This window comes from Deinococcus maricopensis DSM 21211, assembly GCF_000186385.1.
Classification (GTDB): domain Bacteria; phylum Deinococcota; class Deinococci; order Deinococcales; family Deinococcaceae; genus Deinococcus_B; species Deinococcus_B maricopensis.
The window spans coordinates 226,566-249,018 of sequence record NC_014958.1 but is presented as its reverse complement, the minus strand read 5'-3'; the positions used below and the strand labels follow the sequence as shown (position 1 = coordinate 249,018).

At 71.7% G+C, this 22,453-nt stretch carries 19 protein-coding genes and 1 riboswitch; of the genes, 3 read left to right on the top strand and 16 right to left on the bottom strand.

The genetic code is table 11. The features are described from left to right. Window positions 1-19 precede the first annotated feature (19 nt). On the top strand, window positions 20-1,003 hold the full coding sequence (locus DEIMA_RS01085; RefSeq protein ID WP_013555384.1) for an AraC family transcriptional regulator: 984 nt from the start codon (window positions 20-22) through the stop codon (window positions 1,001-1,003). Between the two features lie 58 nt (window positions 1,004-1,061). Here DEIMA_RS01085 and DEIMA_RS01080 read toward each other — a convergent pair whose 3' ends face one another. Beyond that, entirely contained in the window at window positions 1,062-2,636 is a 1,575-nt protein-coding gene (locus DEIMA_RS01080; protein ID WP_013555383.1) for an MDR family MFS transporter, read from the bottom strand. Then, window positions 2,637-3,083, bottom strand: a complete 447-nt coding sequence (locus DEIMA_RS16610) for a MarR family winged helix-turn-helix transcriptional regulator (protein WP_013555382.1) — start codon at window positions 3,081-3,083, stop codon at window positions 2,637-2,639. An 84-nt stretch (window positions 3,084-3,167) separates the two neighbouring features. On the opposite strand from DEIMA_RS16610, the gene DEIMA_RS01070 reads away from it, so the two are divergent. Then, window positions 3,168-3,638, top strand: a complete 471-nt coding sequence (locus DEIMA_RS01070) for a universal stress protein (protein ID WP_013555381.1) — start codon at window positions 3,168-3,170, stop codon at window positions 3,636-3,638. A gap of 59 nt (window positions 3,639-3,697) precedes the next feature. Here DEIMA_RS01070 and DEIMA_RS17660 read toward each other — a convergent pair whose 3' ends face one another. The 14 genes from DEIMA_RS17660 to DEIMA_RS01005 form a co-directional block, all read right to left on the bottom strand. Further along, the gene (locus DEIMA_RS17660) at window positions 3,698-3,937 is read right to left on the bottom strand and encodes a hypothetical protein (protein ID WP_013555380.1); all 240 of its coding nucleotides are present in this window, start codon (window positions 3,935-3,937) and stop codon (window positions 3,698-3,700) included. Window positions 3,938-4,041: 104 nt separating this feature from the next. Further along, the gene (locus DEIMA_RS01065; protein ID WP_013555379.1) at window positions 4,042-5,874 is read right to left on the bottom strand and encodes a VWA domain-containing protein; all 1,833 of its coding nucleotides are present in this window, start codon (window positions 5,872-5,874) and stop codon (window positions 4,042-4,044) included. Next, a complete protein-coding gene (cobN, locus tag DEIMA_RS01060) occupies window positions 5,871-10,211 on the bottom strand; it encodes a cobaltochelatase subunit CobN (protein WP_013555378.1) in 4,341 nt (1,446 codons plus the stop codon). Before cobN ends, DEIMA_RS01065 begins: the two co-directional genes overlap by 4 nt. Window positions 10,212-10,315: 104 nt before the next feature. Then, window positions 10,316-11,407: a CobW family GTP-binding protein gene (locus DEIMA_RS01055; protein ID WP_013555377.1), complete on the bottom strand. Its 1,092-nt coding sequence runs from the start codon at window positions 11,405-11,407 to the stop codon at window positions 10,316-10,318. Further along, complete coding sequence (gene cobJ / locus DEIMA_RS01050) at window positions 11,404-12,975, bottom strand: precorrin-3B C(17)-methyltransferase (RefSeq protein WP_013555376.1); 1,572 nt, start codon at window positions 12,973-12,975, stop codon at window positions 11,404-11,406. Before cobJ ends, DEIMA_RS01055 begins: the two co-directional genes overlap by 4 nt. Then, entirely contained in the window at window positions 12,972-13,718 is a 747-nt protein-coding gene (locus DEIMA_RS01045) for a cobalamin biosynthesis protein (RefSeq protein ID WP_013555375.1), read from the bottom strand. The genes cobJ and DEIMA_RS01045 overlap by 4 nt, the downstream gene beginning before the upstream one ends. Next, a complete protein-coding gene (gene cobM, locus DEIMA_RS01040; RefSeq protein WP_013555374.1) occupies window positions 13,715-14,485 on the bottom strand; it encodes a precorrin-4 C(11)-methyltransferase in 771 nt (256 codons plus the stop codon). The genes DEIMA_RS01045 and cobM overlap by 4 nt, the downstream gene beginning before the upstream one ends. After that, window positions 14,482-15,234 (bottom strand): precorrin-2 C(20)-methyltransferase, encoded by a 753-nt coding sequence (cobI, locus tag DEIMA_RS01035; protein ID WP_013555373.1) that lies wholly within the window; start codon window positions 15,232-15,234, stop codon window positions 14,482-14,484. Before cobI ends, cobM begins: the two co-directional genes overlap by 4 nt. Then, complete coding sequence (cbiD, locus tag DEIMA_RS01030; protein ID WP_013555372.1) at window positions 15,231-16,361, bottom strand: cobalt-precorrin-5B (C(1))-methyltransferase CbiD; 1,131 nt, start codon at window positions 16,359-16,361, stop codon at window positions 15,231-15,233. The genes cobI and cbiD overlap by 4 nt, the downstream gene beginning before the upstream one ends. Beyond that, window positions 16,358-17,947, bottom strand: coding sequence for a precorrin-8X methylmutase (locus DEIMA_RS01025; protein WP_013555371.1), 1,590 nt, complete (start codon window positions 17,945-17,947; stop codon window positions 16,358-16,360). The genes cbiD and DEIMA_RS01025 overlap by 4 nt, the downstream gene beginning before the upstream one ends. Continuing rightward, window positions 17,947-18,633, bottom strand: a complete 687-nt coding sequence (locus DEIMA_RS01020) for a cobalt-precorrin-7 (C(5))-methyltransferase (RefSeq protein WP_013555370.1) — start codon at window positions 18,631-18,633, stop codon at window positions 17,947-17,949. The genes DEIMA_RS01025 and DEIMA_RS01020 overlap by 1 nt, the downstream gene beginning before the upstream one ends. Then, window positions 18,630-19,310, bottom strand: coding sequence for a HoxN/HupN/NixA family nickel/cobalt transporter (locus DEIMA_RS01015; protein ID WP_013555369.1), 681 nt, complete (start codon window positions 19,308-19,310; stop codon window positions 18,630-18,632). The genes DEIMA_RS01020 and DEIMA_RS01015 overlap by 4 nt, the downstream gene beginning before the upstream one ends. Further along, the gene (locus tag DEIMA_RS01010; protein WP_013555368.1) at window positions 19,310-19,507 is read right to left on the bottom strand and encodes a hypothetical protein; all 198 of its coding nucleotides are present in this window, start codon (window positions 19,505-19,507) and stop codon (window positions 19,310-19,312) included. The genes DEIMA_RS01015 and DEIMA_RS01010 overlap by 1 nt, the downstream gene beginning before the upstream one ends. A gap of 123 nt (window positions 19,508-19,630) precedes the next feature. Continuing rightward, a riboswitch (cobalamin riboswitch) is annotated at window positions 19,631-19,771 on the bottom strand. Window positions 19,772-20,025: 254 nt separating this feature from the next. Beyond that, a complete protein-coding gene (locus tag DEIMA_RS01005; RefSeq protein ID WP_013555367.1) occupies window positions 20,026-20,712 on the bottom strand; it encodes an ArsR/SmtB family transcription factor in 687 nt (228 codons plus the stop codon). A gap of 564 nt (window positions 20,713-21,276) precedes the next feature. Between DEIMA_RS01005 and DEIMA_RS01000 the strand changes: the two genes are divergently transcribed. After that, a complete protein-coding gene (locus DEIMA_RS01000; RefSeq protein ID WP_013555366.1) occupies window positions 21,277-22,428 on the top strand; it encodes an LLM class flavin-dependent oxidoreductase in 1,152 nt (383 codons plus the stop codon). The last annotated feature ends 25 nt before the right edge of the window (window positions 22,429-22,453 follow it).

The window sequence follows — 22,453 nt, the reverse complement described above, 5'->3', positions numbered from 1 at the left end:
AGATGATCCGAGGGACGTTATGGATCATCCAACCCCGGTGCAGCACACCCCCGCCTCGGACGACCTCCTCAGCGAAATTCTCACGCCGCTGCGCCTGCAGGGGGTGTTCGTCAGCCACTGGCAGATGAGCGGCGCGTGGGGCGTGTACGGCGAGCGCGAACCGTGCGCGCTCATCCACTACATGCTGCGCGGCGAGGCCACCATCGACCTCGGCCCGGCCGGACGCACCACCCTGCACGCCGGCGACCTCGCGCTGTTCCCCCTGGGCGAACCGCACGCCATTGGCGCGCCCCACTGCCTCACGCCCCTACCCCTGCACGCGGCCCTCCCGGACCGTTCCGTGGGCGGCGTCAGCACCCTGCGGCTCGGCCCCGCCACGCCCGACGCGGACGCCGAGATGCTCTGCGTCGGCCTGCACTACGAAACCGAAGGGATCCTCCCGCTGTACGAGCTGCTCCCGGACCTGCTCACGCTCCGCCGCGCGCACATCCAGCAGGACCCGCTGCTGCACGCGCTCCTGCAGAACCTCACGCAGGAAGCCATCGCGCGTCAGGAGGGCCGCGGGCTGATCCTGCTGCGCGGGTTCGAGCTGGTGTACCTCGCGGGCCTGCGCCACAGCCTCAAGAACGCCCCGGCGTCCAGCCCCATCAACCAGCTCACCCACCACGCGGGCCTTTCCCGCGCGCTGATCGCCATCTACCGCGAGTACGCGCAGCGCTGGAACGTCACCAGCCTCGCGGAACGCGCCGGCATGTCCCGCTCGTCGTTCTGCGCGAAATTCCGCGCGCTGCTCGGCGAGTCCCCAGGGCGGCACCTGATGCGCCGCCGCGTCATGGAGGCGCGGCGGCTGCTGCTCACCACCACGCTCACGCACGACGAGATCGCCGACGCGGTCGGGTACGAGAGCGCTGTCGGCCTGTACCTCGCGTTCCGGTCCGTCCTGAACGTTACGCCCGGCGAGGTGCGCAGCGCCCCCCGCGCGCTCGACGCGTCGAGCGCCTGAACCAGGAGGAGCGGGCGCCTGACCCAGGCGCCCGCTCTTCTAATGATGGATCCCTGGGTCAGGCGCGCTGCTCGCGGGCCTCGGCGTCCCCGGCGACCGGCGCGGGCACCGGCTTCAGGTTCACGTTCGGGAGCATCAGCGTCACCAGCAGCCCGACGGCGGCCAGCACCGACGCGACCAGGAACACCTCCGTGACGGCGTTCGTGAGCGCGCCGCGCAGCGCCGCGAGAATCTCGCTGAAGGTCTGCGCGCCCGCCACCTTCGTGACGACTGCCTGCACCTTCTCAAGCGCGGTCGGGCTGCTCAGCACGTTCGGGTTCGACACGGCGTCCGTGAGCTGCGGCGGGAACGCGCGCGCCGCAGCGGGCAGCTGAATGTGGTGCAGGTTGGCACTCTGGATCGTGCCGAACACGGCCGCGCCGATGGTCATGCCCATGTTCCGGAAGAACTGGTTCACGGACGTCGCCACGCCCAGTTTCTCGCGCGGCGTGGCGTTCTGCACGGCGAGGGTGAACAGGCTGTTCGTCGGGCCGAGGCCCAGGCCCAGCAGCACCATCAGGCCGGACACCAGCAGGGCCGGCGTGGTCGGCGTGATCAGGTGTCCGAGGAACAGCGCGACCGTCATGATGATCAGGCCGCCCAGAATGAACGGCTTGTACCGCCCGGTGCGGGACACCGCGAGGCCCGCGGCGGTGCTCGTGGCGATCAGGCCGACCATCAGCGGCGAGAGCGCCAGGCCGGAGTTCGTGGCGCTGACGCCCTTCACGCCCTGCATGTACAGCGGCAGGTACAGGATCGCGCCGTACATGCCCGCCATGCTGAGGAACCCCGCGATGTTCGACACGGTGAAGGTCGCGTTGCGGAACATCCCGAGTTCCAGGATGGGGCTGCTGGATTTCGCCTGCCGCAGGATGAACAGGGCCAGCATCACGGCCGCGCCGACGAGCAGCCCGACAACCTGCGTGGACGACCACGCGTACGTGGTGCCCGCCCAGGTGAGCGCGATCATCAGCGGCACGGTCGTGGCGATGAGCAGCAGCGCGCCCAGGTAATCCACGCGCGCCTGACGGCCGGGCGCGCCCGTGCGCAGATAGCGGGTGATGAACGCGAACGCGATGATCGCGAACGGAATGTTCACGAAGAACACCGACCGCCACGACAGGTGGTCGGTGAGCAGGCCTCCCACGAGCGGCCCGACGACGCTGGACACGCCGAACACGCCGCCCGTGAGGCCCTGGTACTTGCCGCGTTCCAGCGGCGTGAAGATGTCGCCGATGGTGGCGAACGCCATGCTCATGAGCGCGCCGCCGCCCAGGCCCTGCAGCGCACGGAACGCGATGAGTTCGCCCATGCTCTGGCTGAAGCCGCACAGCACCGACCCGAGCGAGAACAGCACGATGCCGATCAGCAGGATGGGTTTACGGCCGTACATGTCGCTGAGCTTCCCGTAGATGGGGATGCTGACGGTCTGCGCGAGCGTGAACGCCGTGAACGCCCAGGTGTACAGGTTCAGGCCGCCGAGTTCCGCGATGATGCGCGGCAGGGCGGTGCCGACCACGGTGCCGCTGAGCGAGGAGAGGAACAGGACCACGAGGACCCCGGCGAAGGCGAGCATTTTGTCACGGTGGGTCATTCAGTCCTCCTGGAGGCCGAGCTGCGTCTGAAGGCGGGTGATGCTCTGGTCCACGTCGCGCAGGTCGTCGGCGGGCACGCCCGCGAACAGGTCCGCGAGGGCAGTGCGGATGACGGCGCGCGCTTCGGTGAGCGTCCGGGCGCCCTGTTCGGTCAGGGTGAGCTGGAAGCGGCGCAGGTCGTTGGGGTCGCCGCGCCGCTCGACGTGCCCGGCGCTCACGAGCGTGTCGATGAGGCGGCTGGTGGAGGGGGGCGGCGTGCCGACGCGCGCGCTGATCTGCGACGGTGAGGTCTGCCCGGCGCTGATGGCGCTCAGCACCTGCAGTTCCTTGGTGTGCAGCCCGACCGCCTGCTCCAGGTGGGGTTGCGCGGTGGCGTGCAGCAGGCGGTACAGCCGCCCGAAGCGCCGCATCAGCGTGAGGGGGTCTACGTCCGTGGTCGTGTCCATCCTGCGCACTCTACCCGGTCGTTTCATTCGGAACTATTCCCACCGGAACTATTCCTTCTGGAAGCACCGGTGTTACCCTGAAGCATGACCAGCGCCGAACCTCACCTCTACCGCCGCATCCTCGTTGCCACCGGCGGCGCCCCCCACTCCGAAAAAGCCGTAGAACGCGCCCTGGCGCTCGCCACGCACTTCGGCGCCACCCTTGACGTCGTCGCCGTCATCCCCACCGCCGGCAACGCCCTGCTCAACATGGCCGCCGGCCTCCCCGGCAGCGAAGTCCTCGAAGCCCAGCGCGTCCAAAACGACCGCGACGTCCGCGAAGCGCACCTCCAGCAGGTCAGCGCACTCGCCCGCCAGCAGGGCCTCACCGTCCACGCGCACCTCATCCAGGCCGCCAAACCCGCCGACGCCATCCTCAGCGTCGCCCGCGACACCGGCGCCGACCTGATCGTCCTCGGCCGCCGCCACACCACCGCTCTCAGCGCCGCCATGGCCGGCAGCACCGGCGACGCCGTTAGCCACGCCGCCCCCATCGACGTCCTGATCGCCCGCTAACCCATCAGGCCCGGGCGCGCGCAGTTCCGCCCCCGGGCCTGGGTGTCACCGCTGGCGCGTCAGGCGCCCACGTCGCCGGGCATGCGCGCCAGCAGCAGCATGGACCCCCACGCGCCCTGCGCCGGCCACATGACCTTCAGCACCTGCAGGCGCGCGTCCTCCCACAGCAGCACCGACCCGACCGGCGGCGTCGGCGCGCCGGGCTGCAGCATCGCCGACGCCCGACCCCGCCCATCCAACCAACGAAACACCGCGAACAGCGGACCGTCCGGCACGCACCTCTCCGTGTGTTGTGGCATGCGCCAGTATGGCGGTCCGCCACGCGCCACAACCGGATGAATTTCACGAAACGGGCGCGCCCCCCACATGGGGGGCGCGCCCGTGGCCCGCGCTCCGGCGCGTCTCAGGCGCGCGTGAGCGTCCGGCCCCGCAGGGTGAGCGTCAGGCCCTCCGCGCTCAGGGCTTCCAGCGTCAGGCACTCCGCGCCGAGCGCCCCCGCGATCTCCGCGGCGCGGCCCGCGCGCACCACGCCCGCCTCGGTGTCCAGCACCAGCGCGGGCGTCCCCTGCAACTGCGCGGCGGCGTCCAACGCCTGCGCCCACGCGTCTCCACCGCCGGGCAGCGGCACGTTCCCGCGCCCGTCCGTGAGCAGCACCAGCAGGACGCGCCCGTCCGCGTCCGCGCGCCGCACCACGTCCCGCGCGAGCGTGAGCGCGTGCGCGAGCGGCGTGCGACCCCCGGTCGGCAGGCCGTCCAGCGCGGCGCGCGCGACGTCCACGTCCCGCGTGAACGGCAACGCGACCTCTGCGGCAATCCCCCGGAACGTGATGACGCCCACCTCGTCGCGGCGCGCGTACGCGTCCGCGAGCAACGCCAGCGCCGCGCCCTTCACGGCCTCCATGCGCGCGCGCGCGCCCATGCTGCCGCTCGCGTCCACCACGAACAGCACGCGCGACCCCACGCGGCCCTCCCGAACGCGCTCGTGCAGGTCCGCGCGCGTCACCTGGAACGCCTGGCCGTCCAGCGCGGCGCGTCCCGCGGCGCTCACGAGCGTCGCCGGCAACGCGAGGCTCGATGGGGACGGGGACGGTCGCGTGCGCACCGTGCGGCCCCGCGCAGCCTCCTCTGCGGTGCCGCGCCGCCCGGCGTGCGTGGCCGGCAGCCCCCGCACGTCAATCACCGGCGACGCGGCGGGCGGCCGCGCCCGGAAGGTCGTCTCGGCGGGCGCCGGTTCGTCCTCCGGAGGGCCCGGGTCCGGGTGCGCCTCCGCCGGTTCGTCGTCGGGCGCTGACCCCGCCGCGTCGTCGGGGGCGCGCTCCGGCGGTTGCAGCTGCTCCATCAGCTGCTCCAGGTCCGGCTCACCCCCCTGCGGGGACGTCGGATGCTGGCGCTTGCGGTGCGTCAGGACGAGCGGCGCAACGCGCTTCACGTCCTCCAGTGTCGCCTCGCGGCGGCCGTCAAGGGCCGCGAGCGCGCGGGCCGCGCGGTGCAGCACGAGGTCCGCGCGCAGGCTGCGCACGCCGTACGCCTGGCACAGCTCACTGATGGCCTCCAGCAGCGCGTCCGACACCTGCACCTCCGGGTACCGCGCGCGCGCACCCCGCACCTGCGCGCGCAGCGCCGCCTGCGCGTCCGCCCACGCGGCACTGAAACCCGCCGGGTCCGCTTCGTACCGCATGCGGCGCCGCACGATCTCCGCCCGCGCGCGCGCCTCGCCCGGCGCGCCCACGTCCACGCACAACCCGAACCGGTCCAGGAACTGTGGGCGGAGGGTGCCCTCCTCGGGGTTCATGGTGCCGATCAGCGCGAACACCGCCGCGTGCTCCTCCGCGAGGCCCTCGCGCTCCACGCGGTTCACGCCCATCGCGGCCACGTCCAGCAGCACGTCCACGAGGTGATCGGCGAGGAGGTTCACCTCGTCGATGTACAGCACGCCCTCGTGCGCCGCGCGAATCAGGCCGCTCTGCAGCGCCTTCTCGCCCCGCAGGGCCTTCTCGAGGTCGAGCGTGCCGATCACGCGGTCCTCGGTCGCGCCGAGCGGCAGGGTCACGAAGGGCGCGGGCGCGCCACTCCCGGTTGGGGGCAGCAGCTCCGCAAGGGCGCGCGCCGTGGTGCTTTTCGCGCTGCCCTTGTCGCCCTGCACCAGCACGCCCCCGATGGCGGGCGTGACGGCGAGCAGCGTCAGGGCCAGCTTCAGGTCGTCCTGCCCGACGATGGCGCAAAACGGGTAGCTCACCGCTCACCTCCGCTGTGCACGGGCGCGTGGCGGCCCGCCTCGCCGCGCACTTCCAGCCACGCCTCGCTGTCCAGGTGCAGGTCCTGCAGGGCGCGCAGCGTGTCGGGTTCGGGCGTCCACATGCCGCGCGCGTGCGCTTCCAGCAGGCGGTCCGTGATGGCGTTCAGCGCCCACGGGTTCGCGTCCCGCAGGAACGCCTGCGTGGCCGGGTCGAGCGCGTACGCGCCCGCGACGCCCTCGTACATGAAGTCCTCCGCGAACTGCGCGGTCGCGTCGAACCCGAACAGGTAATCCACCGTCGCGGTGAGTTCCAGGCCGCCCTTGTACCCGTGCCGCTTCATGCCGTCAATCCATTTGGGGTTCACGACGCGCGAGCGGTACACGCGCAGCGCCTCCTCCTTCAGGTCACGCACGCGCGCCCGCTCCGGGTTCTGGGTGTCCCCGAAGTACTGCCGGGGCTGCTGCCCGCTGAGGCTGCGGATCGAGGCGATCATCCCGCCGAAGAACTGCAGGTAGTCGTCGCTGTCGAAGATGTCGTGCTCGCGGTTGTCCTGGTTGTGCAGCGCCACCTCGGTGCGCGCGAGCCGCTCGCGGAAGTCGTCGCGGGCGTCCGCGCCGCTCTCCCCGGCGGTGTACGCGTACCCGCCCCAGTTCACGAACGCGCGCGTGAAGTCCTCGTCGCCCGTCCAGTTCCCTTCCTGGATGAGCGGGAGGATGCCGGCGCCGTACGTGCCGGGCGCGCTGCCGAACACGCGGTACGTGGCGCGCGCCTCGGCCTCCTCGGGCGGCAGGTCCGCGAGGCGCGTGGCGAGGTCCTCCAGGTAGTGCTTGCGGGGGTAGTTCATGTCGGTGGGCTCGTCGGCGTGCGTGACGAGCTGCACCGCCTCGTCGATCAGGGCGATCAGGTGCGGGAACGCGTCGCGGAAGAAGCCGCTGATGCGCGCCGTCACGTCGATGCGCGGTCGCCCCAGCTCCGCGAGCGGGATGAGGGCCACGCCGTCCACGCGGCGGCTCTGCGGGTGCCAGGTGGGCCGCACGCCCATGAGCGCGAGAATCTCGGCGACGTCGTCACCCTGCGTGCGCATGGCGGACGTGCCCCACACGCTGATGCTGACGCTCTCCGGGTACGCACCGGACTCGCGGACGTAACGGTCCAGCACCTCCCGCGCGAGGTTCTCGCCCACGCGCCACGCCGCCTGCGACGGCAGCGCGCGCGGGTCCACCGCGTAGAAGTTCCGCCCGGTCGGCAGGATGTGCGCCATGCCGCGCGACGGCGCGCCGCTCGGCCCGGCGGGCACGTAGGCGCCGGACAGGCCCCGCAGCAGGTGCGTGATCTCGTCCGTGCTGCGGTCCAGGTTGGGTTTGAGCTGCGCGCACACGAACGTGAGCGTGGCGGGCAGCGTGCCGTACTCCGGGCGTGCCCCGAAGGTCTCCGCGAGCACCTGCGGGACGCGCCCCACCTCGAACGCCTCGCGCGCGAGCAGCTGGTACAGGTGCAGCGCCAGTTCGTCAATCAGTTCCAGCGCGTCGGCGTGCGTGAACACCGGCTGCCCCGCGAGGTTATTCAGGTCCACCGACACCTCCGCGAAGCGCTGACCGGGCGCGTCGAGCAGCGCCGCGAGGTCCAGCCCCAGCACGCCCGCGATGCCCGCGTGCAGGCCCGGCACGTCCAGGTTCGCGAGGCGCGTGAGGGCGCGCAGCATCTCCGGCAGGCCCTCCCCGCTCGGCACCTGCCCGAGGACGTGCAGGCCGTCGCGGATCTGCGCCGCGCCAATCTCGCACAGGTACCCGTCGATGTCCTCGATGAGATGCGCGACCTCGTCGCCGCGCATCTCCGCGAGGCTGACGGGCACGCCGTCCGGGGTGAACTCGTCATCCCACTCGTGCACGTGGTCGCCGTGGTCGCGTTTCAGCATCGCGCCGAGGTCCGTGCCGAGGTTCGTGCGCTGCACAAGGTCCCAGATCTGCCCCTGCAGCAGCGGCAGCTTGCTGGGGTCGAGCAGTTCCAGCTGGTAGTACTCGTCCACGAGCGCCGCGAGTTCCGCGAGTGGCCCGTACGTGTCCGCGCGCGTGAGCGGCGGCGGCAGGTGGTCAATGACGACCGCGTGCGCGCGGCGTTTCGCCTGCGTGCCCTCGCCCGGGTCGCTCAGGATGAACGGGTAGAACAGCGGCACGTCGCCGAGGAACGCGTCCGGGAAGCAGTTCGCGCTCAGGCCCACGCCCTTGCCGGGCAGCCATTCGAGCGTGCCGTGCTTGCCGACGTGCACGATGGCGTCCGCGCCCCACCCGCCGCGCTCCACGGGTTCGCGCAGCCAGCGGTACAGCGCGTAGTAGTGGTGCGTGGGCGCGAGGTCCGGCGTGTGGTAGATCGCGTCCGGGTCCATGCCGTACCCGCGCGGCGGCTGCAGCGCCACGAACGCGTTCCCCAGCTCGATGCCGGCGAGCGCGAGGTGCCCGTCCTGCACGTACGCCTCGCCGGGCGCCACGCCCCACTGCTTGACCATCTTGCGGCGCAGGCTTTCGGGGAGGTCCGCGAACCACCGTTCGTACTGCGCGGCGCTCACGCGGCCCACTGCGCGCCGCAACTGCTCCGGCGTGAGGAGGGTCGTGTCGTACGAGCAGCGGTCAATGAGGTCGTGAATCAGCGCGTCGCTGGATTCGGGCAGCTCACCGAGCGTGTACCCGTCCGCCTGCATCGCGTGCAGGATGCCCAGCAGACTCGCGGGCGCGTCCAGGCCCACCGCGTTCCCGACCTGGCTGGCCTTGCTGGCAGAGTTCGTGAACACGAACGCGATGCGCTTCTGGTCGTTGCGCAGGTGCCGCAGCCGCGCGAACCGCGCCGCGAGGCCCGCCACGCGCGCGCAGCGTTCCAGGTCCGGCACGAACCGCGCGCCGTCCTGATCGCGTTCCTTGAACGACACCGGCACCGTAATGATCCGCCCGTCGAACTCCGGGAGGGCCACGTTCATGGCAGTGTCGAGCGGATTCAGGCCGCGCGCGCTCGTCTCCCACGGGCCGCGCGCGTGCCCGCTCGTGATCGCCTGCAGCACCGGCACGCCCAGACGCTCCAGCGCGCCCACCGCCCAGCCGGCATTCGTGACGCCCCCAACGTTCACCTCACCCATCGCGAACGACAGCGTGTTGATGAGGGCGTCCACGCGCGGCGCGCCGTCCGCCCCACGGAACAGCCGGAACACGGCGGGCTCCCCGGCGTCCAGGGCTTTCAGGCTGCTGGTGAACACCGGCAGGGCGTTCACGCCCGCGTCGTCGAGGGCGCGCACGAGCGCGTCGATGAAGTCCGTGTTCCCGGACAGCGCGTGCGCGCGGTAGAAGGTGAGGCCCACCGTGGGCCGATCTTCGCGCATGTGGCGCGTCCAGTCGTCCAGGGTGGGGTTCTCGGGGAGGTCCGGGTGGTACAGGCCGTGCTCCGGCATGGGCGCGGGCCGCTCGAAGCCGTACCCGGTGAGGCGCAGCGCGTCCGACACGGCAAGCAGCAGCTCACGGATGTTCCCCCAGCCGCCCGCCTGCAGGTACGCGAGGGCGTCCTCCAGCACGCGCGGCGGGACGGTGCTGCCCGCCGCGAACTCCGGGTCGGGTTCGCCCGTGCCGCTCAACAGCAGTAGGTGCTGCCCGGCCTTGCGGGCGTGGTCGAGCAGCAGGCCGTACCCGGGTACGTTCGCGAGGCGACCGTGAATGCGGACCAGCAGGATCTCCGCGCGGCCTACGTCTCCGGCGAGCAGCTGACTCATCTGCGCGTCGCTGCGGATCGTCCCGAGGCTCACGCCATGCACCGGGCCGTAATCGTCCGGCAGGGTCTCCAGCGCGGCGGGGAGGCACAGCAGGTCCGTGTCCGCGTGCGTCAGGAACGCCACGCCGCTCAGCGCGCCGGTGTCCGCAGGCGCGTCCGGGGTGGGGAGCGCGAGCGGCAGTTCATTCGGCGCGCCGTCCCAGCTGTAGTAGTTGAAGGTGTACTCCAGCAGCTCCGGCGGGGGCGGCAGGAAGCGGTCCGCGCGCAGCATCCCCTCGATGTAGTCGTAGATGGCGCGCACCTGCCATTCGTCGTTCACGCTGTGGAACCATACGCTGCGCCCGTCGAACAGCAGCTGCGTGACGTTCGCGAGCGTGCACGGCCCGAGGCAGCCGCCCTTCGTGAGGTGCACGTGGTTGCGGAGCTTCCGGCGAACCCACTCGTCCTTGTAGACGTCCACGGGCACGGCGGCGTACCCGCGGTCCGTGCGGCCGCAGCAGCAGCCGTGGTAGCAGTAGCTGAGGTGCCCGCGTTTCTGCACGAGGTTGATGGTTTTCCCGTCGGCGCGGGTCACGCGTTGCCGTTTCATGCTGCTCCCTGTCCGGTTACGGACGCGCGCGGGTTCCTGAAGGGGAACCCGCCGCTCTGTTCACTGCTGGCCTGAGGTCCCCAGGGGGTCCCCGGCATTATCGCTCAGGCCCACGCGGTGCCGGTCAACTCCGTCAGGCGCGCCGCGACCTGCTTGCGGCGCGGATGGTACCCGATGAAGATCAGCTCGGACGGGCCGTGCACGTGGCTGTCGTCCTCGCGGGCGTCCACGCGCGTGCGCACCGCCTGGATGGTCACGCGGCCCGCACCGAGGCGCGCGAAGCCCTTGGCGCGCAGCAGCGGGAACTCCTGCGACACCGTGCGGATCGCGCCGTGCAGCGTGCGGGCGTCCTGCACGTCGTCGCTGCGCAGCCGGAACGACTGCCACGCCGGGTCGTGCTGGTGGAAGTGCTCGTGCGTGCTCAGGGAGTGGACGTGCATGCCGAGGTCGCCGTGGCTGTGCCCGTCGAGGGCGCGCTGGTCCGCGAGCGGCGCGTCATTCACGCCCGGCGCGCTGCTGGCGGGGCTGTGCGCGTGCGCGGCCACGCGGGTGTTCGCGTGCAGGTGCAGGCCGAGCGTGAGTTTCGTGTCGAGCTTCGCCTCGTACGCCGTCTCGACGAAGCGGACGTTCGGGGCGAGGGCGCGCAGCGTCTCCTCGGTGCTCAGCAGCACGTCGTCGTCGAGGCCGTCGATCTTGTTCAGCACGACGACGTCCGCGAACTCCAGCTGCTGCCGGAACACGCTCGCCACGCCCGCGCGCACGCCCTCCTCGGTGCCGGTCAGGTCGCCGCTGAGCAGCAGCGGCGTGTCCACGACGGCGAGGGTCGCGTCGAGCGTGAAGTGGTCGCGGAACTCCTCGCTCTCCAGCACGACGAACACGGCGGTGGGCACCGCGAGGCCGCTCGTCTCGATCAGCACGTGGTCGATGCTGTGGCGTCGCTCCATCAGGGCGCGCAGGGTGGGCGCGAACGCGTCCTGCTCGCCGTACGCGACGAGGCCGCCGGGCAGGTCGAAGAACGCGACGTGCTCGCCGTGCGGACGCTCGCGCAGCAGCGCGCCGTCGATGCTGACCTCCCCGAACTCGTTCACGATCACCGCGAGGCGGCGGTCATGCACGTCCCGCAGGAGGTTGGACAGCAGGGTGGTCTTGCCGGAGCCGAGGAAGCCGGTGACGACGGTAACGGGAATGGGGTTCATGCGGTCTCCTGGGTGAGGTGGGCGAGGGCGCCCGCGAGCTGATCGAAGGTCGGGTGCAGGTGCGCGGCGTCATGGCGCGGACGGTCCACGACGATGAGGGGCAGGCCGAGGGCGCGCGCGGCGTCGTACTTCTCGGGGAAGCCGCCCGCCTCGCCGGAATCCTTCGTGACGACCACGTCGATGTTCCAGGCGCGCCACAGGCTCTCGTTGAAGTCCCGCGTGAACGGGCCCTGCATGGCGAGCAGGTTCGCGCGCGGGATGCCAGCGCGCACGGCCGCGTCGATGACGTCCGCCTGCGGCGTGACGCGCGCGAACCACGCCGCGTCGCCGGGGACGTTCAGGAAGGTGGCGAGGTCCTTGCTGCCCGTCGCGAGGAAGACCCGTCGGCCCAGGCGCGCGGCGAGGCGCGCGGCGTCCTCCATGCTGGCGGCGCGCGTCACACCGGGCGCGCCTTGCGGCAGGGTGCTGGGCCGCTCGTACCGCAGGTACGGGAGGCTCAGTTCCCCGGCGAGGTCGCGCAGTTGCGCGGTGATGAGGGTGGCGTACGGGTGCGTGGCGTCCACGAGGGCGCGCGCGTGCGTGTCGCGCAGCAGGCGGCGGCGCGCCTCCACGCCCATGCGACCCGCCACGACGTGCACGCCGGGAATCCGCTCCTGCGCGCGCTCCCGGCCGTACTCGGTGGCGACGGACACGACGACCTCATGCCCGCGCGCCGCGAGGTCCGCCGCGAGGGCGTTCCCGTCGCTCGTGCCCGCGAACACCCACACGGCCCCGCGCGGCAGGTCCGTGGGGTCCTGCGCCTCGTCGCCGGTCCAGTCGTTGTAGCCGCGCGGCGTGAACATCCAGTTCTCCTTGCGGCGCGTGAAGCGGTTGCCGATCACCAGGCTGGTGAGCATGTCGAACTCCCGCGTCAGCAGGTCGCCCAGCGTCGTGATCTCCACCGTCTGATCCGGGCGGTACGCGTTGCGGACGATGCCGCACACCGTGTCCGGGCGTTTGTGCGCCAGCATGGTGCGCAGGACCTTGTACACGCCTTCGCGGCGCCCCTGGCTCTGCACGTTGTACAGGACGCACGCGAGGTCCGCGCGGGCGATGTGCTCGGCGCGCGTTTCGATCCATTCCCACGGGCACAGCAGGTCGCTGAGGCTGAGCGTCGCGAAGTCGTGCGAGAGCGGCGAGCCGAGCAGGCTCGCGCAGGCGTTCGCGGCGGTGATGCCGGGAATGACCTGCACGTCGAGCGGGTCGTCCTCGCGGAGCTCCTCGAACGCGAGGGCGGCCATGGCGTACACGCCGATGTCGCCGCTGCTCACGAGGGACACGCGGCGCCCCTGGCGAGCGAGATCGAGGGCGAGCTGCGCTCGCTCGCGCTCCTTCGTGAGGGGCGGCGCGTGAATCTCCTTGCCCTCTATGGTGTCGGCGATCCAGCGCAGGTACAGTTCGTACCCGACGATGGCGTCACTGTCCGCGAGGGCCTGCTGCGCGAGCGGCGGAATCAGGCTCGCGTCGCCGGGCCCGACGGACACGAGGTACAGCTTCCCGCGTGGGTGCGGGCGTGGTTCGGTGGTCATGCGGCCTCCCAGGCGTCCGTGGCGACGGCCACGGCCACGCCGTTGAGTGTGGTCTTCGGGGTGATGAGGCGCGCGCGGGGGCTGCCCAGCAGCGCGCACGGTTCGCACACGCCGACCGCGCCGGTCGTGCGCTGCACCCACGCGCTGGGGGCCGTGACCCACGGGCGCGCGGTGAGGTCGGCGGCGCGGTACACGCGCAGCGGCAGGGCGTGGCGGGCGCAGAAGTCCAGCAGGCCTGGTTCGCGCGCCTTGAGGTCAATGGTGCCGACCTCGCGCACCTCGCGGAGGTCACGCGCGCCCAGCGCGAGCTGCACGGCCTCCTCGATGGTGTCCGCCGGGACGCCCTTCCGGCAGCCGATGCCGAGCACGAGGGGCTTCGTGGCTTCGGTGGCGGTCGTGATGACGGGCGTGGCCCCGGTGGCGTTCGCGACGGTGTACGCGAGGGCGTTCGCGCCGCCCTCGTGGCCGCTCAGCAGGCTCACGGCGTAGCGCGCGGCCTCGTCGAGCACGACCACTGCCGGGTCGGTGCGTTTGTCCACCGGGAGACCCTCCAGGTAGCGGGTGGCGATGCCGGTCGTCATGACGAGCACCCACGCGCGCCGTTCGTGGAAGGCGCGCGCGAACTGCGCGCGCGGGCGCTCGTCCGTGAGCCAGGGCCGCACGACGTCCGCACCGAGCGCCCGCGCGAGGTGCACGCCGAGCGCTTCCGCTTCCGGGCGGACCAGCCACACGCCGGTCGTCACGCCTCGTCCTTCGCGGCCTTGCGGAAGCGGTGCGCGTACCCGGCCGCGTACAGGCGGGACTCCACGCCGTCCTCGCGCGACAGCGCCTCGCCGACGAGCAGCATGGTCGTCAGCTGCCACTCGCTCACGCGCACCTCGTCCAGCACGCGCTCCAGCGTGCTGCGGTGCACCCGCTCGTCCGGCCAGGTGGCGCGCTGCACGAGTGCGATAGGCGTGCCGGGCGGGTAGTGCCCGAGCAGGTCCGCGACGATGCTCGGCAGCTGCGGGCCGGACAGGAAGATGCACAGCGTCGCGCGGTGCGCCGCGAGGCGTGCGAGCGCCTCCTTCTCCGGCACGGGGCTCGCGCGGCCGGACACGCGCGTGAGGATGATCGTCTGCGACACCTCCGGCTTCGTGAGTTCCGCCGTGATGGTCGCGGCGGCGGCCGTGAAGCTGCTCACGCCGGGCACGACCTCGTACGGAATGCCGAGCTTCTCAAGGCGGCGCATCTGCTCGGCGGTCGCGCCGTAGATGGCCGGATCGCCGGAGTGCAGTCGCACCACGTTCACGCCCGCAGCCTGCGCGCGTTCGTACACCGCCTGCTGCTCGTCGAGGTTGAGTTTGCTGGTGTCAATACGTTCGGCGTCCGCATGGCAGTGTTCGAGCACGGCGGGCGGCACGAGCGACCCGGCGTACATGACGATGCGGGCCTCGGCCAGCAGCCGCGCGCCGCGCAGGGTGATCAGATCGGCGGCGCCGGGGCCGGCGCCCACGAAGGCGACCTTCATGCGGCCTCCCCGCCCCGCTCGGCACGCGGCGCGCGGCGGATCAGCAGGGTGCTGAGGTACCCGAGCCGTTCGCCCTGCAGGCCCGTCACGTCGCGCTGGAGCGTCTCGCCGGGCAGGCCGATGCGCGCCGCGAGCGCGCAGTGCTGCGCGATGTTCAGGTCGTGCAGCAGCGCGAGCACCTGCGGGAAGCGGTGCCCGATCTTCATCAGCACGACGATGTCGTGCGTGAGGATGTCCGCGCGCAGCGCGTCCATGTCGTCTGGGCAGGGGAGGATCAGTACGCGCTCTTTGCCCTCGCCGAGCGGAAACTCCAGGGCGCTCGCGGCGGCGGCGTAACTGGTGACGCCGGGGAACGTGACGCGCGGCGCGTCGGGCAGCAGCTCGCGGATCGCCGCGAGCGTGTAGCCGTACGTGCTGTACGTCATGCTGTCCCCGATCGTCAGGTACGCCACGTCCCGCCCGGCGCGCAGGTCCACGGCGATTTCCGCCGCGAGTGCCGCGTACTGCCGCGCGAGGTCGGCGGGGTCGGTGCGCATCTGGAACTCCACCTCGCGGTAGCGGTCCTCGGGGAGGTCCAGGTCGCGCAGGCAGTGCCGGGCGACGCTGTCCTCGCTGATGGCAGCGCGCGGAGTGTAGATGACGCCCGCGCCCTGCAGGGCCCGCAGCGCCGCGACGGGCAGCAGCGCGTGCGGGCCGGGGCCGACGCCCACGCCGTAGAAGGTCCCGAGCCTGGTGGGTTCAGGCGTCATGCGGCCGCTCCGAGGGGCGTGCCGTCGAGCGCGAACAGGCGCACCTGCACCTGATCGGCATTCGGAACGCGGGCATGGCAGGTGCGCGCGATGGCGGCCTCCACAGCCAGCCACACGGCGCGCCCGAACGGGCTGGTTTTCAGGTATTCGATGGTGTCCTCCACGGTGTTCGCGGCGTCAAGCTGCCGCGCGAGGTCCTCGTTCAGTCCGGCGATGCGGGCGACGCGGGCGACGGCGCCCATGGCCATGCCGCTGCGTTTGCTGTGCGTGTCCCACACGCCGTCGAGGGTCTTGGCGAGTTTGCCGGGGTGCCCGGCGAGCCACAGGGTGCCGAGCCGCACGCCTTCCTCCGCGAGTGCGCCTTGCGTCGCGTCGAGCGCGAAGCCGACGAAGTTCGAGATCTGCACGATGCGTTTGCCGTCCAGGTTCAGGTGCGCGCGCGCGAAATCCCGCCCCAGCTTCCCGGGGGTGTACACAACGGCGTCCGGGTGGTCGCCGAGCGCGACGCGCACGTACACCTCGATGCTCGCCATGTACGCCTCCTGCGACATGGGTTCGACGATGCCGGTCGTGCCGAGGATGCTGATGCCGCCCAGAATCCCGAGGCGCGGGTTGAAGGTGCGCCGCGCGATGTCCTCCCCGCCGACGCAGCCGATCTCCAGGTCGAAGCCGGGGTTCTCGGTGCCTGCGAGCACCTCCGCGACGGCCTCGCGCATCATGGCGCGCGGCACGGGGTTGATGGCGGGCTCCCCGACGGGCACGCGAATGCCGCGCTGCGTAACCGTCCCGACGCCCTCCCCGGCCAGGAAGCGCACCTCGCCGCTGCCGTTCACGCACACGGTCGCGTGGATGGTCGCGCCGTGCGTGGCGTCCGGGTCGTCTCCGCCGTCCTTCAGCACCTCCGCGCGCACCCGCCCGTCCGGCAGGTGCAGCGCGCGCTCCACCGGCACGTTGAGCACGTGCTCGCCGTCCGGGAGGCTCACGTCCACGTCCGTCACGGCGCGGCCGTGCAGCAGCAGCGTCAGCGCGGCCTTCACGGCGGCCGTCGCGCAGGTGCCCGTAGTGCGCCCGCGCCGCAGGCCATTCTCGGCGAGGACGCTCAGGTCGAGGGGCCGACGGGCCGTCACGCGCCCGGCACTCCCTCGACCGAGCTTTCTTCCGTCAGCGCCTGCAGGGTCACGAGCCGGTTTTTCGCCTCGATCAGCATGGCGTTCACGGCGGCGGCGGCCCACGGGCTCCCGCCGCGCGTGCCGCGGTTGGTGATGCGCGGGACCTGCAGGGTGCGGCGCAGCGCGTCCTTGCTTTCGCGGGTGCCCACGAACCCCACGGGCAGGCCGATCACGAGGTGCGGACGCCAGTTGTGCTCGCGGATCAGGCGCAGCGTCTCCGTGATGGCGGTGGGTGCGTCCCCAATGGCGAGGATCACGTCGTTCCCGAACTTCTGCCACGCGCGGCGAATCCCGGCGGCGCTGCGGGTGATGCCCGCCTCCTGGGACAGCAGGTGCGTTTCCGGGTCGTGCACGCCGCACCACGTGTCGATCTGCAGTTCCTCGAGCAGGGCGCGTTTCAGGCCGGTCTGGACCATGGTGACGTCCGTGACGACGCGCCGACCGAGCAGCAGGGCGCGCACGCCCGCCTCGACCGCGCCGCCCGAGATGAACACGTCCTCGACGATGTCGTACGCGCCGCTGGTGTGCACGAGGCGCTGCATGACGCCGAGGTGCGCGGCGGGCACGTCCGACCAGTCGCGTTCGCGGCTGATGATCTCGAAGCTTTCCGCTTCGATGGGGTGCGGTTCGTACGGCGTCCACACCTTGCGCGCCGGGGCACCCTCGCGGGCGAGAAGGCCGCGCACGTGCGCGTGATGCCCGACCTGCGGCTGTCCGACCTGTTCCTCGAACCCGACGATCTGAATGCGGTACTTGCAGAGGCTGCAGTTCATGTGCGCGCGGCCCTCGCGGCCCTCGCGGGCACGCTCGATGAACACGTCCGCGACGTGCGGGTGCACGCCGAGGTGCGCGGCGCGCAGCACCTCAAGTTCCGGGTGGCGCTGCGCGAGCGCCTCGGCGGCGGCGTTCACGCGTTTCACGAGTACGCCGTCGAACAGGAAGTACGGGAGGACGATCAGGCGGCGGAAGCCGAGTTTCGCGGCGAGGCGCAGGCCGTCCGTGAGGCCGGGGTTCGCGGTGCCGCTGTAGCACACGAACGACGCGCCGTACCCGAGGCCCTCTTCGAGCATGCGCGCGAGTTTGCTGACCTCGCTGTTCGCGTCCGGGTCCGTGGTCCCGCGCCCCACGACGACGAGGCAGGTCTCGTCGCGCCGCACGAGCGCTGCGCTGCCCGCCTCGGCCTGCATGAGGCGCTCGCGGCACAGCTGCAGCAGCTTCGGGTGGAGGTCCATCGCGGCGGCGTAGTGGAACGTCACGTCCGGGTGCTCACGGGCGAGCGCGAGCAGTTCGCTCGGCATGTCGTTTTTCGCGTGCGTCGCGGCGAGCAGCACGCCGGGCACGAGCACGACCTCGCGCGCGCCCCGGCGGATGTTCTCGCGGACGGCCTCGTCGATGGTGGGGGCCGCGAACTCCAGGTAACCGTGCGTGAACACCTGATCGTCCGGCAGGCGCTCGCGCATCAGCTGCGCGAGCGCCTCGAACTGCGCGAGGCCGTCCGGATCACGGCTGCCGTGACCGGCGAGCACAATGCCGTACTGGGTCATCAGAACTGCTCTCCTTCCAGCCCGGTCGCGAACGGCGTCATGGTGCGGATCAGCATGATGCTGATGTCCGAGAAGTCCGCCGTGAGGTTCCCGAGCGTGCCCGTCCACTGCGCGTCCACGCTCGTGAGGTGCTCCCAGACCTCCACCGGCTGCTCCGGGCGGATGCGGTGCGCGATCAGGTACGCGGCGACGTCCTTGGGCATGAAGTCCCACGGGCGCGGAATCACGATGGCGTTCCGGCCGTCCTGCAGGGCGTGCACGAGGTGCGTCTTGAACGGCGTGAGGTCCCCGCGCCGGTGGAACGTCACGAACGTCGTCTCGTCGAAGCACACGCGCGTGCGCGACGCGAGCACCTGCGCGCTGCTGATGCCCGGGAAGGTCTCCACGCGGTGCCCGCACGCCTTCTCGACCCGCTCGAGGAACTGAAAGCCGCTGAAGTGAATGTCCCCCATGAACACCACCGCGCACGATTTCCCGGCGTGGTGCAGCGCGGCCGTCTCCTCCAGCTTTTCCGTCTGGTCGCGGTAGCCCATGGTGATGACGGTCGCGTCCGGGCGGATGAGGGGCCGCACGAGGTCCACGACGTACGTGAACCCCGCGACGACGTCCGCGTCCGCGATGCGCTGCGCGCCGCCGCGCGTCAGGAAGTCCAGGTGGCCCGGGCCGGCGCCGACGCACGTAATCATGCGGGGGCCGCCCCGGCGTGCGGGTCGCGGGCGCTCCAGATGCGCAGGCCGATCAGCGCCGCGAACGCTGCCGCGCCCAGCGGCGTGGCGACCGCGCCGACATCCAGGCCCGCGAGGTCCGCCGCGCCGAACGACGCGGACACCAGCACGACCAGCCACCCCATCAGGCGCGACGCGCGGTGCGCGCGCGGCCCGTGCGTGGATTGCAGGCGCGACGCGAGCAGCCCGTTCACGCCGTCGGTGAACATCATGCCGAGCGTGAACGCCAGCCCCAGCCACAGCGGCGTGGTGTGCTGCGCGAGCGCCAGCGCGGACAGCTGCGTGACCGTCTCGAACCCGATGGCGAGCAGCACGCCCAGCGTGAACGGTCCCAGCGTCACCCAGCGCGCTGTGGTCGCGTGCGTGTGCGGGCCGGGCTTCAGGAGACGCCAGAGGTTCACGGCGGCGAGCCCCAGGAACAGGTACGGCGAGAGCCTGGACAGGTCCAGGTGCCCGATCAGCTGATGCACCCCGACGGCCAGCAGCGTGACCACGCCGCCGTGCCCGAGCGCGAACAGGACGCCGTTCCACGGGCTGGGCCGCAGGCGCGCGAACCCGTCGATGACCGCCAGGTGGTCGGCGTCCAAGCCGTGCCGCAGGCCGAGCGCGAACACCAGCGGCAGCACCGCGAGGTCCATCAGCGCCTCCCGTTCAGGGTGGGCAGGTCCGCGCCGCACAGCAGTTCCGCCTGCACGGCGTCCCACTCGCCCGGCTGCATGGCCGCGCGGGCCTGCCCCCAGTTGCGGGCGACCAGGGCGTCCAGTGCGGAAAGGGCGGGCGCGCTGGTGGTGGTGGCGGCGGGCGGGCGGGCGGGCGGCGTGGTTCGGGCGAGCATGGGTCTCCTTACGGGTCGAATCGGGCGGAAAAAACGACGGGCTCCGTTCCTCTCGGGAACGGAGCCGCAAAATGAACAAGCAAAATCCGCGTGCACAGGGCGCCCCTTTCGTCGAGAGGTGTCACGTTCGTGACGTCCCTGGCAGGCATTCGGGCTCAAGGCTCAAGGCCTCATACCGCTGCGCAACAGCGCCGGATTCTCACCGGACTTCCCCACTTTAAGCTCGGGCTAAACGCGCCGGGCACCAGGTCGCCCGATCTTAGCAGACGCGTCCCTCGCCCGCGCGAGGGTCGCGGAAAGGCGCCTACCCACGCGCGCCGTTCAGCACGCGCGCTTTGGGGCGGGCGCGTCGGCGGCAGGTCCGCTCTGCTGCACGTCCGGTGCCGTACACTGAGGGGACCCAGAACAGTTGGTGATGCGCGGTGCCCGGGAGGGAGCACCAGCGGCGTCCTGTGCCTGGGCGCCGCGGCGACCCCACCAGCGTTTCCGGTGGGGTCGCTGTTGTTGGCGTGCCGGTTTCAGACGAGGTCGGTGTAGCCGGCGTGCGGGAACGCGAAGTTCGGGAGGTTGTCGACCGGCGTGAGGAAGGCGTGCATCAGGTACTGGTGCGGGCCACGCTGTTGACGGTAGCGGTCGAACAGGGCGTACAGTTCGCGTTCCAGGGCTTTGGCCTGCGCGTAGTCGAGGTACAGGGGGCCGCTGCCGTGGTAGTAGGCGGGCGTGCCGGGCACGTCCGGGCGCCATTTTTCGCCGGTGGCAGTGGCGGGGATCAGCCACAGGCCGTCCGCTTCGGCGCGGAACAGCAGGCCGCCGACGGGGTTGTGACCGTTCGCGGAGACGCGCGCGAGGTGCTGCCGCATGAGCTCCTGGTAGGGCTCGAACGTTTCGCGCATCTGTTCTTCGAGGGACACGAGCGTGCGGGGGATGAAGTACGCGCGGTGCGGGGCGACGTACACGCGCACCGCCCGCCCGGCGCGTTGTTCTTCGCGCAGGACGCGCAGCAGGCCGAGCCGTTCGAGGCGTTTGACTTTGCGGTACGCGGCGTTGAGGGTGAGGCCGTGCGTGTCGGCGAGGGTGCTGACGGTGGCGCCGTCGGGGCGCATGAAGTGCAGCAGCATTTTGAAGGCGAGGACGTTCCGGAAGACGTCCGCGATTTCGGGGGTGTTGACGTGAAAGGGCGCGACGCCGTCACGTGGGGGGTGCATGGCGTGAGGATAGCGTGAGGCGGCGACGCGGCCATGAGAGGGATGATGGGACCCACAACCTAAGTTGACAAGTTTTATCAACTGGTTTACGGTACAGCCAACCCAGACCTGGGCCGAACTTATCCAGAGCAGCCGAGGGAACAGGCCCCATGACGCTGCAGCAACCAGGAGCCCCATGAGCAACCGCACCTTCCACCCCACCAACACGCCCACCCCGCTGGGCCCCTGTTGTCGCTGACCACCCGCGTCAGCGGCTGAAGGGCCCCCCCTTCAGCCCCACGGAAGCGCGTCACCCACACCCGCCCAACCCGGCGGACCCGACGCCCGCGACCCCTCCAAGCCCCACGGTGCTTCACGCCTGCCCGCCCACCCGGGACCGATAGGACCGCCGCCACCCGGCGCCGACCCAAAGGACAACCGAATGCGAGAGCCACACGCCCACGCGCGATGTCGCCCCTGACCGCTGACCGCCCCCGCGCCGCCAGCTGAACCGCCGCGCACCCCCACCACCCGCCCGCCCGCACCCCGGACGGCGCCCTCACCCACACCCAGAGCGAGGCCCACATGACCACCCCGAACCTGCCTACCCCCAACCTCTACTGGTTCATCCCCTCCGGCGGCGACGGCCGCCAACTCGGCCAGCCCACCCGCCCCGCCTCGTTCGCGTACCTCAGCCAGGTCGCGCAGGCCGCCGACGTTCTCGGCTACGACGGTGTCCTGCTCCCCACCGGCGGCACCAACGAGGACACCCTGATCCTCGCCAGCGCCCTCAGCACCCTCACGCGGCAGCTGCGCTTCCTGGTCGCCCTGCGCCCCGGCCTGCTCTCCCCGGTGCTCGCCGCGCGCCTCACCGCCTCCCTCGACCGCATCACCGGCGGGCGCGTCAACCTCAACATCGTCTCCGGCAGCGGCAACTTCGACTTCGAGGGGCTGAACCTCACGCAGGCCGAACGCTACGCCCTCACCAACGAATGGCTCGGCGCGTTCCGCGACCTGCTGCGCGGCGAAACCGTCCACCACGACGGCACGCACCTCCAGATCCACGACGGCCGCAGCCCCCTCCCGCCCGTCCAGCGACCCTACCCGCCCATCTACTTCGGCGGCAGCAGCGAACCCGCCCTCGACGTCGCCGGCGAACACGTGGACGTCTACCTCACCTGGGGTGAGCGGCCCGAGCAGGTCGCGGAGAAATTCGACCGCGTGCGCGCCCACGCCGCCCGCCACGGCCGCACCGTCCGCTTCGGGCTGCGCGCGCACGTCATCGTCCGCGAAACCGAAGAGGCCGCCTGGGCCGCCGCGGACGCCCTCATCGCCAACATCTCCGACGAGGAAATCGCCCGCGCGCACCACGCGTTCCTGAACAGCCACTCCGAAGGGCAGCGCCGCCAGAGCGCCCTGAACGGCGGCACCCGCGCGTCCCTGCGCGTCGGCCCGAACCTGTGGGCCGGCGTCGGCCTCGTGCGCGGCGGAGCCGGCACCGCCTTCGTCGGCAACCCCGAGAACGTCGCCGCCGCCCTGCGCGAATACACCGCGCTCGGCGTGGACACCTTCATCCTCAGCGGCTACCCGCACCTCGAAGAAGCGTACCGCACCGCCGAACTGCTGTTCCCCGCGCTGGGCCGCACCAGCCCGGTGTACGCCGCGCAGCAGGCGACCCCCAGCACCGCCGAAACGGAACGCGCCGCCGAGTACACCGGCCGCTTCCGCAGCATCTAAACGCCCCGCGCGCTCACCGCACCCA

What these genes read in the sequence shown, in the direction of transcription:
- DEIMA_RS01085 (WP_013555384.1), top strand. Translation starts at nt 20, where the DNA reads ATGGATCATCCAACCCCGGTGCAGCACACCCCCGCCTCGGACGACCTC.
- DEIMA_RS01080 (WP_013555383.1), bottom strand. Translation starts at nt 2,636, where the DNA reads ATGACCCACCGTGACAAAATGCTCGCCTTCGCCGGGGTCCTCGTGGTC.
- DEIMA_RS16610 (WP_013555382.1), bottom strand. Translation starts at nt 3,083, where the DNA reads ATGGACACGACCACGGACGTAGACCCCCTCACGCTGATGCGGCGCTTC.
- DEIMA_RS01070 (WP_013555381.1), top strand. Translation starts at nt 3,168, where the DNA reads ATGACCAGCGCCGAACCTCACCTCTACCGCCGCATCCTCGTTGCCACC.
- DEIMA_RS17660 (WP_013555380.1), bottom strand. Translation starts at nt 3,937, where the DNA reads ATGCCACAACACACGGAGAGGTGCGTGCCGGACGGTCCGCTGTTCGCG.
- cobN (WP_013555378.1), bottom strand. Translation starts at nt 10,211, where the DNA reads ATGAAACGGCAACGCGTGACCCGCGCCGACGGGAAAACCATCAACCTC.
- DEIMA_RS01055 (WP_013555377.1), bottom strand. Translation starts at nt 11,407, where the DNA reads ATGAACCCCATTCCCGTTACCGTCGTCACCGGCTTCCTCGGCTCCGGC.
- cobJ (WP_013555376.1), bottom strand. Translation starts at nt 12,975, where the DNA reads ATGACCACCGAACCACGCCCGCACCCACGCGGGAAGCTGTACCTCGTG.
- cobM (WP_013555374.1), bottom strand. Translation starts at nt 14,485, where the DNA reads ATGAAGGTCGCCTTCGTGGGCGCCGGCCCCGGCGCCGCCGATCTGATC.
- cobI (WP_013555373.1), bottom strand. Translation starts at nt 15,234, where the DNA reads ATGACGCCTGAACCCACCAGGCTCGGGACCTTCTACGGCGTGGGCGTC.
- DEIMA_RS01025 (WP_013555371.1), bottom strand. Translation starts at nt 17,947, where the DNA reads ATGACCCAGTACGGCATTGTGCTCGCCGGTCACGGCAGCCGTGATCCG.
- DEIMA_RS01020 (WP_013555370.1), bottom strand. Translation starts at nt 18,633, where the DNA reads ATGATTACGTGCGTCGGCGCCGGCCCGGGCCACCTGGACTTCCTGACG.
- DEIMA_RS01015 (WP_013555369.1), bottom strand. Translation starts at nt 19,310, where the DNA reads ATGGACCTCGCGGTGCTGCCGCTGGTGTTCGCGCTCGGCCTGCGGCAC.
- DEIMA_RS01010 (WP_013555368.1), bottom strand. Translation starts at nt 19,507, where the DNA reads ATGCTCGCCCGAACCACGCCGCCCGCCCGCCCGCCCGCCGCCACCACC.
- DEIMA_RS01005 (WP_013555367.1), bottom strand. Translation starts at nt 20,712, where the DNA reads ATGCACCCCCCACGTGACGGCGTCGCGCCCTTTCACGTCAACACCCCC.
- DEIMA_RS01000 (WP_013555366.1), top strand. Translation starts at nt 21,277, where the DNA reads ATGACCACCCCGAACCTGCCTACCCCCAACCTCTACTGGTTCATCCCC.